General features: G+C 33.7%; 10 protein-coding genes. 5 read left to right on the top strand and 5 right to left on the bottom strand.

Annotated features, from left to right (window positions below; all coding sequences use genetic code 11):
• Both FPG59_RS16590 and FPG59_RS09505 read left to right on the top strand, forming a co-directional pair.
• Positions 1–253: hypothetical protein (locus FPG59_RS16590; protein ID WP_176330730.1), on the top strand; the 253-nt coding region annotated here is incomplete at its 5' end.
• A 43-nt stretch (positions 254–296) separates the two neighbouring features.
• Positions 297–776, top strand: a complete 480-nt coding sequence (locus tag FPG59_RS09505; protein ID WP_086454376.1) for a hypothetical protein — start codon at positions 297–299, stop codon at positions 774–776.
• A gap of 387 nt (positions 777–1,163) precedes the next feature.
• On the opposite strand, the gene FPG59_RS09500 is transcribed toward FPG59_RS09505, so the two are convergent.
• On the bottom strand, positions 1,164–1,592 hold the full coding sequence (locus FPG59_RS09500; RefSeq protein WP_086454375.1) for a DUF1573 domain-containing protein: 429 nt from the start codon (positions 1,590–1,592) through the stop codon (positions 1,164–1,166).
• A gap of 143 nt (positions 1,593–1,735) precedes the next feature.
• On the opposite strand from FPG59_RS09500, the gene FPG59_RS09495 reads away from it, so the two are divergent.
• Positions 1,736–2,995, top strand: coding sequence for a sensor histidine kinase KdpD (locus FPG59_RS09495; protein WP_086454374.1), 1,260 nt, complete (start codon positions 1,736–1,738; stop codon positions 2,993–2,995).
• The gene (locus tag FPG59_RS09490) at positions 2,996–3,682 is read left to right on the top strand and encodes a response regulator transcription factor (RefSeq protein WP_086454373.1); all 687 of its coding nucleotides are present in this window, start codon (positions 2,996–2,998) and stop codon (positions 3,680–3,682) included.
• 408 nt (positions 3,683–4,090) lie between these two features.
• On the opposite strand, the gene FPG59_RS09480 is transcribed toward FPG59_RS09490, so the two are convergent.
• From FPG59_RS09480 to FPG59_RS09465, 4 genes are all read right to left on the bottom strand, one after another.
• Positions 4,091–5,632 carry an acyl-CoA carboxylase subunit beta gene (locus FPG59_RS09480; RefSeq protein WP_086454371.1) on the bottom strand — a complete coding sequence of 514 codons (1,542 nt, stop codon included), beginning with the start codon at positions 5,630–5,632 and terminating at the stop codon, positions 4,091–4,093.
• Positions 5,633–5,738: 106 nt separating this feature from the next.
• Entirely contained in the window at positions 5,739–7,178 is a 1,440-nt protein-coding gene (accC, locus tag FPG59_RS09475) for an acetyl-CoA carboxylase biotin carboxylase subunit (protein ID WP_086454370.1), read from the bottom strand.
• Between the two features lie 104 nt (positions 7,179–7,282).
• Positions 7,283–7,768 carry an acetyl-CoA carboxylase biotin carboxyl carrier protein subunit gene (locus tag FPG59_RS09470; RefSeq protein WP_086454369.1) on the bottom strand — a complete coding sequence of 162 codons (486 nt, stop codon included), beginning with the start codon at positions 7,766–7,768 and terminating at the stop codon, positions 7,283–7,285.
• Between the two features lie 103 nt (positions 7,769–7,871).
• Positions 7,872–10,076: a radical SAM protein gene (locus FPG59_RS09465; protein ID WP_086454368.1), complete on the bottom strand. Its 2,205-nt coding sequence runs from the start codon at positions 10,074–10,076 to the stop codon at positions 7,872–7,874.
• Between the two features lie 140 nt (positions 10,077–10,216).
• Between FPG59_RS09465 and bshC the strand changes: the two genes are divergently transcribed.
• The gene (gene bshC, locus FPG59_RS09460; protein WP_086454367.1) at positions 10,217–11,809 is read left to right on the top strand and encodes a bacillithiol biosynthesis cysteine-adding enzyme BshC; all 1,593 of its coding nucleotides are present in this window, start codon (positions 10,217–10,219) and stop codon (positions 11,807–11,809) included.
• Positions 11,810–11,846 lie beyond the last annotated feature (37 nt).

Genomic DNA, 11,846 nt, shown 5'->3' with positions numbered 1-11,846 from the left:
ATTCATAGGTAACTCTTCTGAATTTTACAAAAGAGAAAAACAAAAAAGCCTTATTGAAAACATTGAGAAGAATCAGGAAGAATCTGTGATTGAAGATTACTTTTTGAAGTTTTGTTATACAACAAAAGAGTTTTTTGTTGGACTATTTTTTGAAATTGTCAGCACCAAAAATCCTAGTGTACAAAACCCTTTTCATTTTCAGGAAAAAAATATTGATATTCTTTCTCCTCCTCCTGAAATACATAAACGATAAAAAAAATAAAGCAATTCTAACCAATTTAAATGAAAATAAAAAAATGAAAAATATTATAGTCCTTGGTATCTTTTTATTAAGCGTTACTATTCACGCTCAAACTCATGAACTCATAAAACATGACGGTCAAAAAATTGATGTTAATTTTATTAAAGTGGCTAATGATCAAGTTTTTTACAATAGTCAAGTAAATCAAGAAGAAAAAAGTATAAGTCAATTTGCAGTTGCTCAATTGATAGAAAAATCAAATTCTGATTCCAAAACGGTTTCAAACAAAATTATCATTTCAAGTAAAAAAGATTATGATAAAGTTGTTATTTTAGAACCTTATCAAACACAAGGCCTAAAAGAAGTAGGTATAACAAGTAGTTTTCTTGGTAAAACCAAGGGAGAAACCGACAAAGAATTTCAAGATCAAGTAGAAAGAAGATTAAAACAGCTTGCAGCAGAAAAAGGATACCCGTTCATTGTTATTGTTTCTAAGGAAACAAAAAACTTGAAAGCAAAGATGTATTCTTATTAGCTTTTAGTCCCATTTAAAACAAAACACAATCAAGGCTATATTGTCCATTCAATTTAGATTCTTGATTGTGTTTTTTGTTTCACTTAACATGGATTAACCAATAATAATAGATTTACTATTCATAAATTCAGAAAGTGTAATTATTATAAATTCAATTACATAGCATTATATTTTATACTCCAAAAAGACACTCTTGGATCAGACTTGAATAATGATTTTATAAACATTGCCCAACTATTATTTTTTCATCACTAATAACTTTCAAGCTATCTGATATCTAAATTGATGCTGCTAAACCATCTCTTTTTTATTTACTTTTATTTAAGTATCCAACGTGTTATCTATTTTAATAGCTCAAGATAAAGCTCCAAAAATTAACCTTAAAAATTAACTTTTCACTCCAGTAGCCGCAACAACAGTTCCTTTTATTGTTAAAACTTTTACAGTCGTTTCAGCATTTGTAGTTACCGATACCGTTTTTGTAAATCCCCCTGGATAAGCCGCATTATAGGTAGTTGTAACGGTTCCTGATTTTCCTGGAGCAATTGGAGTTTTGGTATAATCTGTTGCCGTACATCCGCAAGAACCTTGTACATTGGTAATGATTACAGCTTTTTTTCCAGTGTTTTTGAATTCAAAAACAATTGGTTTTGGAGTGTTTTGAGGAATCTGTCCCACATCTATACTTTCACTTTTCCATACAATTGAAGAAGCCGCAATAGCTACTTTTGAAACTATTGCTTTTACAGGTTCGATGGCCGAAAATGACATTAATCCTAGAGTTAATGCCAACATTGAAATTTTAATCATTTTCATAATAAATTTGTTTTATAGGTTACTGTTTTTTAACAATCCAAAAGTAGATTAGAAAAACAGACACTCATGTTAAGCGGTATTCAATCTTTGTTAACGACTTGTTAATGCAAAAAAGTCAAGCAAATTTTGATTAATATTACACAATGAAACTGACCAAACTCAATAGCAGCATCTTAATCGGGTTAATCGCCATTATAGGAATCCTTGTAGCACAATTGCTTTGGACGAAAGAAGCCTTCAGTGTTGAGGAAAAAAAGTTCAGTCAAAGAGCACATGTTGCCTTACTGGAAGTTGCCAAAAAATTGTATCAAGGAACCAATCAAGAACTTCCAGGTAAAAATCCAGTGCGGAAAATCTCCAATGATTATTATATTGTGAATATTGATAATGATTTTGAACCCGAAATTTTAGAGTTTTATCTCATATCCGAGTTCAAGAAAATGAACATCACCACCGATTTTGAATATGCCATGTACAATTGCCAAAGCGACGAAATGGTCTATGGCAACTACATTTCGCTATCCGAAAAGAAACAGACCAAACATTCTGTAGGTTTCCCCAAACATAAAAATTTAGTTTATTATTTTGCCATTCGGTTTCCCAATGAAACGAGTTATTTGTTCAGTTCCTTACGGTTTTGGTTTGTGCTTTCGATTGCTTTAATTGTCATTTTACTGGTTTATGTCTATTCTATTTTTACGCTTTTACAGCAAAAGAAATACTCTGACTTGCAACGTGATTTCATCAATAATATGACACATGAATTCAAAACGCCTTTATCTTCCATATTAATTGCTTCCAATTACCTCATCAAACAAAATCCAATTCTGCAAGATGAAAAACTGGAAAAATACACGCACATTATTATTGACCAAAGCAACAAGCTAAATCAGCATATCGAAAAAATTCTGAGCGTTGCAAAATCAGATAATGCTCCTTTGGTATTGGATAAAAAGATGTTGAATGTATTGCCTATTTTAGAAGCTGTAATTGAAAACAGTACCCTAAAACATCCCGAAACCCAAATTGAAATTAAAACAGATTTAGCAACCGTTACCATTGAAGCGGACGAATTTCACTTTACCAATTTGGTGTACAACTTGCTCGATAATGCCCTAAAATACAGCGAAAATAAACCCGAAATTTGTATCGCTATTGCAAAAGTTGGAAAGTATCTACAATTCGATTTTACGGATAACGGTATTGGAATTGATTCCAAAAACATCCCTTTTGTATTTGATAAATTTTATAGAATTCCGAATCAAAAAAGCAATGAAGTCACCGGTTTTGGATTGGGTTTGTACTATGCCAAGAAAGTATGCGACCTCCACCACTGGAAAATAACCGTAAAATGTAATCCCAAAAAAGGCTGTACTTTTTCACTATTAATTCCTCAAAACTAAATGAGTACTGTTCGAATATTGTATACCGAAGACGATGCTACCTTAGCATTCCTGACCAAAGACAACTTGGAGCAAAACCACTATGAAGTGACGCATTGCGAAGACGGAAAATCAGGTTTTGAAGCCTTCAAAAAAGGAAGTTTTGACATTTGCATTCTAGATATAATGATGCCAAAAATGGATGGATTTGAACTGGCCACCGAAATCAGGAAACTCGATGTTGATGTTCCCATTATTTTCCTGTCGGCCAAAACCTTAAAAGAAGACCGCCTCAAAGGGCTTCGATTGGGTGCCGATGATTATCTCGTGAAGCCTTTTAGCATAGAAGAATTACTCCTTAAAATTGAAATATTTCTAAGACGTTCCCGCAAAAACAATTTGGTTGAAAAATCAATCTACGAAATTGGGAAATACCAATTTGACACCAAAAATTTCATCCTTTTTAATGAAACCGAAAAAATACCACTCACGCAACGCGAAGCCGATCTCTTAAAATTATTCCTCGACAATAAAAACGTGGTGCTAAAACGGGAACAAATTCTAACCTCTCTTTGGGGTGACGATGATTATTTCATGGGACGCAGTCTCGATGTTTTTATTTCCCGCTTGCGCAAAATTTTGGCAAACGAAAAAGGAATAGCCATTGATAATTTACACGGGATCGGGTTTCGGTTTAAAGCGGAGTAAAGCTATAAAAAAAGAAGAATTTCAACAGTTCATTTTCCTCAAAACTATAGCCAACGGTTTCAACCGATGGAGGCGATATAATTCATCCAGAGTTGAAAAATAACTACATTAATACGTTGCACACTTCTGAAAACTTGGGCTATAGTAAAATACTGGTAAAGCTTTTCCTTTTCTAAAAACAATAATTGTTTCAAGTATTTCATGGAAAAACAATTATTTTGAATGCTTTTTGTGGAAAAAAAAATAATTGCTGCGGTAAAATCTATAAATCGAGTGCTTTTTACAGTAAAACTGAAAGTCAATAAATCAAAAAGAGGCCACAATTAATTGAAAGAGTAACTTTTGAAAGAATAAGTCCAAAAAAAACCACCATTTCTGGTGGTTAATACTTTTTTAATTTATTGAAAATTACAAAGGAATATTTCCGTGTTTTCGTACTGGCGTAACACTCACCTTATTTTCTAGCATGCTATATGATTTTATCAACTTTCGTCTGGTATCTTGTGGAAGAATCACTTCGTCAATAAAACCTCGTTGTGCAGCTGTGTAGGGATTTGCAAATAAATCAGCATATTCTGCTTCTTTTTCTAACAGTTTAGCTTCTTGATTCTCAGCTTCATTGATTTCCTTTTTGAAAATAATTTCCGAAGCTCCTTTTGCTCCCATAACAGCAATTTCGGCAGTTGGCCAAGCAAAATTCATATCGGCTCCTATGTGCTTGGAGTTCATCACATCATAGGCACCTCCATAAGCTTTTCTAGTAATAACAGTAACTTTTGGAACCGTAGCTTCACTTAATGCATATAGTAATTTTGCACCATGAACTATAATTCCGTTCCACTCTTGATCAGTTCCTGGTAAAAATCCAGGCACATCTACAAGTACTAAAAGCGGAATATTAAATGCATCACAAAAACGAGTAAAACGCGCTGCTTTTTTAGAACTATTCACATCCAGACATCCTGCAAGAACCATAGGTTGATTTGCAATAATACCTATACTGCGACCCGCTAATCTAGCAAAACCTACAATTATATTTTCGGCATAATTTTTATGAATCTCAAAAAAGGAATCTTCATCAATGATTTCACTTATAACCGAGTGCATATCATACGGCTTATTAGGATTATCAGGAAGTATTGAGGTCAATTTAACTCGATATTCGTCATTAAGTGTATAAGGCAAATCAGCTGCTTTTTCTTTGTTACACTGCGGCAAATAGCTTAATAATTGTTTTAAATCATCTAAACACGCCACATCATTTGTTGATGTAATATGAGCCACACCAGATTTAGTTGAATGTGAACTTGCACCACCCAATTCCTCTGAAGTTACCGTTTCATTTGTCACAGTTTTAACCACATTAGGCCCTGTAACAAACATGTAACTGGTATCCTCAACCATCATCGTAAAGTCGGTCATCGCAGGCGAGTATACCGCTCCTCCAGCACAAGGGCCCATAATGGCCGATATTTGAGGAATTACACCACTTGCTTGTACGTTTCTATAAAAAATATCGGCATATCCACCTAATGATCTCACTCCTTCTTGTATACGCGCACCTCCTGAATCATTTAGTCCTATCATAGGCGCACCCATTTTAACGGCCATATCCATTACTTTGCAAATTTTTTCGGCATGAGTTTCAGATAACGAACCTCCAAAAACCGTAAAATCTTGAGCAAAAACATATACTAATCTTTCATTAATGGTTCCGTAGCCTGTAATAACTCCATCCCCATAATACTGTTCTTTTTCCATTCCGAAATCAGTGGTACGATGTGTCACTAACATTCCTATTTCTTCAAAAGAATTTTCATCCAGCAAATACTCGATTCGCTCTCTTGCCGTAAGCTTTTTATTAGAATGTTGTTTTGCAATTCTGTTTTTACCTCCACCCAAATGAGCTTCGGCAATTTTTTCGTTTAATATATTTATTTTGTCTTTCATGTTTTTCTTTTTTTAAACGCTAATTTTATTAAAGACCCTAGAATGATTGAGCACCCTTAAAAAAAGGCTTGACTAAGCTATTTCTAAATAATGGATAAAAAATAGTTTAATTCAACAAGCGTATGATTTTCTGGTCTTCAAAATAGTGCTTTAGAGCTACCATAGCAGCAATTTTAGCTTCTTGTTCCATTTGTTGTTTCAAAACTTCAGCATTGTAATATTTCTTAACAAAATGAGTATCAAAATTCCCAGAACGAAAAGCCTCATGTTCAAAAACAAATTTTCCGAAAGCTAAGGTCGTTTGAACACCCTCAACATGATAGTTTTCGATAGCCTTGATCATAATTTGAATTGCTTCTTCACGAGTTTCACCAAAAGCAATTAATTTAGCCAACATTGGATCGTAATAAATAGGAATATCCATACCTTGTTCAAAACCATTATCCACACGAACACCTTCGCCAACAGGCAATTGATATACATCCAGATGCCCTACACTTGGTAGAAAATCATTCATAGGGTCTTCGGCATACACACGCAACTCTACGGCATGACCCTTTATTTTAAGATCTTCTTGTTTCATGGCTAATGCTTCGCCCCTAGCAACTCTTATTTGTAATTCTACAAGATCTGTTCCTGTTATAATCTCGGTCACAGGGTGTTCCACTTGCAAACGCGTGTTCATTTCTAGGAAATAAAAATTGTTATTTTCATCCAATAAAAATTCGACAGTTCCCGCACCTAGATAATCACAAGACTTTGCGACTAATACGGCAGCTTCACCCATTTTTTGTCGCAATTCAGGACTTAAAACTGATGAAGGAGCCTCTTCAATAACTTTTTGATGGCGGCGTTGAATACTACATTCTCTTTCAAACAAATACAACACATTACCGTGACTGTCAGCCATTACTTGAATTTCAATATGCCTAGGAGAACCCACGTATTTCTCAATAAATACAGATCCGTCACCAAAAGCAGCAATTGCTTCACTGATAGCGCGATCCATTTGCGATTCGAAATCAGCTTCGCTTTCTACCACACGCATACCTTTTCCTCCACCTCCAGCAGATGCTTTAATTAGAATTGGAAAACCAACTTTCTTTGCTATTAATTTTGCTTTTTCAACATCAGTAATAGCCTCGTCAAAACCAGGAACCATAGGAATATTGTACTGTTTTACAGCCTCTTTGGCTGCTAGTTTACTTCCCATAATCTTTATGGCTCTAGACTTTGGACCAATAAAAATAATGTTGTTTTTTTCACACTCTTCGGCAAAATCAGCATTTTCACTTAAAAATCCATATCCTGGATGAATGGCATCAACATTTAAGCTTTTTGCAACTTCAATAATTTTATTTCCAAGCAAATACGACTCGCTCGAAGGTGCTTCTCCAATACAAACCGCTTCGTCAGCAAATTTCACATGCGGCGCATTTCTATCAACTGTAGAAAAAACCGCTACTGTTTTAATCCCCATCTTTTGAGCGGTTTTCATCACTCGAATAGCAATTTCACCTCTATTAGCAACTAATATTTTTTTCATTTTATATCTTTTAAACCGCAGATTCGCAAATTTTACTCTCTTAAAATGTAGTGCATTGAGTAATGCAACCTTGTAATTTCAATTTGCAAACTAGCCGTATTTTATTATTCAAATTCAATTAATAACTGGCCTTTATCTACAGCATCACCTGTTTGCACAGAAATACTTTTAATTACACCTTCGCGTGGTGAAAGAAAGCTATTTTCCATTTTCATGGCACCTAGAATAATCAAATTATCATTTTCTTTCACTGTTTGCCCCACAACTACATTGATCTCTAAAATCAAACCAGGCATAGGTGCCTTAATAAAATTAACTTGTTTTGAAAGTCCTGTTTCAAAACCCATTTCTTTTATCAAACTATCCAGCGGGCTAGAAATTGCAACATTATAGGTGTTGCTATTTACCTTTACGGTATATTTTTTTTGATGAAAATCAGCAGATAGGATTTCTGCTTTAAAGGCTACATTTTCATGAAGAATATGAAAATTATTTTTTTCGATACTTACAGCATCAACTTGTGCAACACGCTCGCTATCCAAATCAAAATGAAAAGTGTCGTTTACAGTAACTTTATAATCAATACTCATTTGCTTCTTATTTTAGTGTTGTAAAAATAAGTAAAAGAAAACGTTTTCGTAATCGAAAAATAAAAGTTTTATGCTAATTAGATATAGTTTATTAAAAAAAAACTTAAAGTACTAACAACTTATATTCTCTTAATGTTTTAATAGGCTTTGAGTACCAAAACAATTCAAAATCTTCCAGACTTAGTTCAAAATCTGCTTTTAATTCCTGAAAAGTATAATTTTTAACATTCAAAACGGAGATTTTCTCCAAGGTTTCCACCAACCATTCACCCTCGTTTTTATTGGTAAGAATACTAAAAGGCTCTTTTTTATCATGAAAAGTAAGTGTAGTCATATCCCATGAATTTCCTTTCTTAGTTTTAGTAAAATGATCCACTAATGGCTTTCCTCCTAGCCAAACAATTTTGGCAGTTGGTTTTATATTGAAAGTTTCTTCATTTTCAATAGCGTTAACAATAAAATCAGATTGAATTTTTGTTTTTGGAATCTTAAATTCAAACCAATCCTGAAGATCGTATTCAAAACAAATTCCGTGCATGTAATTATAAAGTGATTTTTTAAGTCCAAAACTAAACTTGTCGTGATTTATTCCAGTAGCATCAGTATAATCAATATCATTGTTAGCAAATGTCCCTATGCTTTCTGTGTTTTTTTTAACTCCAAATTGTTCTGGATATAAACCTACAGGACTGTGTGCTGTCATGGCAAACTGATGCCAAAATCCCGATTGCAAAATACCTACTTCAAATAATTGACGCACCATTTCTAGACTATCAATAGTTTCCTGAATGGTTTGAGTAGGGTAACCATACATTAAATAGGCGTGCACCATGACACCGGCTTGGGTGAAATTTCGGGTTACACGAGCCACTTGTTCAACCGTTACACCTTTGTCAATTAATTTTAATAATCGATCTGAGGCTACTTCAAGACCACCAGATACCGCTATACAACCAGATGCTTTGAGTAGCAAACATAAATCCTCAGTAAAACTCTTTTCAAATCGAATATTAGTCCACCAAGTGACCGCTAATTTTCGGCGCAAGATTTCCAAAGCTAAGGCTCGCATTAAAGCTGGCGGAGCTGCTTCGTCAACGAAATGAAAACCTGTTTCACCTGTTTGGGCTATCATTTCCTCCATTCTATCGCACAATAAATTAGCAGCAACGGGTTCGTAAATTTTGATATAATCTAATGAAATATCACAAAACGTACATTTTCCCCAATAACATCCGTGCGCCATGGTGAGTTTATTCCAGCGACCATCACTCCACATACGGTGCATGGGATTTACAATTTCAATAACCGAAATGTATTTATCCAAAAGTAAATCTGAATAATCAGGTGTACCTACTTGTGATTGCTTGTAATCAGGTTTAGCAGAATTGTTTTTATAAACTACTTTTCCGTTTTCTAATAAAAAAGTTCGTTTGTAAGTATTGTAATTTGGATTTTCAATAGAATGAATTAACTCGTCAATTGGCATTTCTCCATCATCCAAAGTAATAAAATCAAAGAATTCAAAAACACGCGCATCCGATAGTGAACGTAATTCCGTATTTGGAAAACCGCCGCCCATTGAAATTTTAATATTGGGATAATTCTTTTTCACCCATTGCGCAGATCGGAACGCTGCGTATAAATTCCCTGGAAACGGTACCGAAATCAGGAATAAAGTAGGCTGAATAGCTTCGATTCGCTCTTTTAGAATCGAAATTAATATTCCATCAATATAAGTTGGCTCACTTTGTAAAGCTTCGTAAAGCTCATCAAAAGAACTTGCACTTCGACCCAACCGTTCCGCATAGCGGCTGAAACCAAAATTAGCATCAACACATTCCACAATAAAATCCGAAATATCTTCTAGATACAAGGTGGCTAGATGTTTCGCTTTGTCCTGCGTTCCCATTGTTCCAAAAGCCCAATCGAGTTCCTCTAACTGGGTAAATCGTGACGCCTCTGGCAGAAAATCTTCTTGACAAATTTGAAGCGCCAATGTTGGATTTTTTCCTTGTAAAAAAGCAATAACAGGGTTAATTGTTTTAAGATATTCTTCTTGCAAAGCATAAATTCGCTTTGAATTATCTGAGATAGTTTCGCTTGGAACTTGAAACCTAAAACTTGAAACCTGAAACAAATTTAAAAGTCCATCTTTTGAAAATAATTTCAAAATCACTTCAATCCCTAAATCGGCCTGCACAGATTCAATACCTTTCGTATTCAAAAACCCTTTGATATAAGCTGTTGCTGGATACGGAGTATTCAATTGCGTAAATGGCGGCGTGATGAGGAAAAGTTTAGTTTTCAAGTGGAATTTTTTATGCAAAAATAAAGGTTAAAAATGGATTCTTAGCCATTTAAAAATAGACTTTTCCTAAACATATCTTAAACCAAAATTAACTAACTTTACTTTTTATTACTTTAGCGACAAATTTAGAAACTCAAAACATGCCAACCGACTGTATCAGCTATCAAAATTCAGGATATTTCTCTGCTTTGATGAACGATTATTTAGATCAAAAAAACAATTTAGATACTCTGTACAATAGATTTCCAATTCTTGAAAACTTTGAAGAGCAAATTCTTGAAAAGCAAAATAATTTCGACAATAGCAACAGATCCATTTTAGTTTCTACTTTACAAAAACAATACTTAAAAGTTGAAACTTCCGTTTTGACAAAGCAAAATATTGAATCTTTAAACAATTCAAATACATTCACTGTTACAACTGGGCATCAACTAAATTTATTCAGCGGACCTTTGTATTTTTTGTATAAAATAATCTCGACAATTAATTTAACAACAGAATTAAAATCGAAATATCCTTCCTATAATTTTGTTCCCATTTACTGGATGGCAACTGAAGATCATGATTTTGAAGAAATTAATTATTTCAATTTTAAAGGTAAAAAATTCCGTTGGAACAAAGAAAGTACTGGACCAGTTGGCCGATTATCTACTGAAGGTTTGGCCGATTTCCTTGAAGTATATGCACTTGAATTAGGTTCTAGTATAAATGCTAATACCCTAAAAAAACTATTTGAGGATTCTTATCTCAAACACGACAATCTTGCCGATGCTACTCGGTTTTTAGCCAATGCACTATTTGGGAATTACGGCTTAGTAATTATGGATGCCGATAATGCTGACTTAAAACGTAGTTTTATTCCATACATCAAAGAAGAATTACTGCAACAAACTTCTCATAAATTAGTACTCGAAACTGCTGAAAAATTAAAAGAGTACACCATTCAGGTAAATCCGAGAGAAATAAATCTGTTTTATATTGAAGATAACATCCGGGAACGCATCATCTTTGAAAACAATAAATACAAAGTAAACCACACTAAACTAGAGTTTTATGAAACAGAAATTCTATCCATTTTAGAAAATCATCCAGAAAAATTCAGTCCAAATGTGATTATGAGACCCTTATATCAAGAAGTAATTTTACCAAATCTTTGTTACATTGGCGGAGGCGGAGAAATTGCCTATTGGTTAGAACTCAAATCTTTTTTTGCTGCTGCAAAAATTACTTTTCCAATGCTTCTGCTAAGGAATTCTGTTTTATTAGCAACCGAAAAACAAGCCAAAAAAGCAGATCAATTAAACTTGAGTTGGTCCGACTTGTTTTCAAAACAGCAAGACTTAAGAAATGATAAAACTAAAGAATTATCAGAGATTCAAATTGATTTAAAAGATTTAAAAGACCAATTAAAACAACAATTTGATTCGCTTCATCAACGTGCCACAAAAACCGACCAATCTTTTATGGGAGCCCTAAAAGCTCAGGAGGCCAAACAAATAAAGGGATTAGAAAACCTAGAAAAACGTTTACTAAAAGCTCAAAAAAGAACTTTAAGTGATGTTTTACAGCGAATTACCGATTTACAAAACGAACTTTTCCCAAATCAAAGTTTACAGGAAAGACAAAATAATTTTTCGGAATTTTACCTTGAATATGGTGAAAATTTAATTCCGCAATTGATTCAAATGCTAAAACCTTTGCAATCTAATTTTGATATAATTAAATTTCCTTAAGAAAAACCATAAATAAATGATAAAAGAACGCCTAATT

This window comes from Flavobacterium sp. FPG59 (assembly GCF_002150205.1).
In the GTDB taxonomy this organism is placed as follows: Bacteria; Bacteroidota; Bacteroidia; order Flavobacteriales; family Flavobacteriaceae; genus Flavobacterium.
This window is presented reverse-complemented; position numbering and strand designations above follow the sequence as displayed.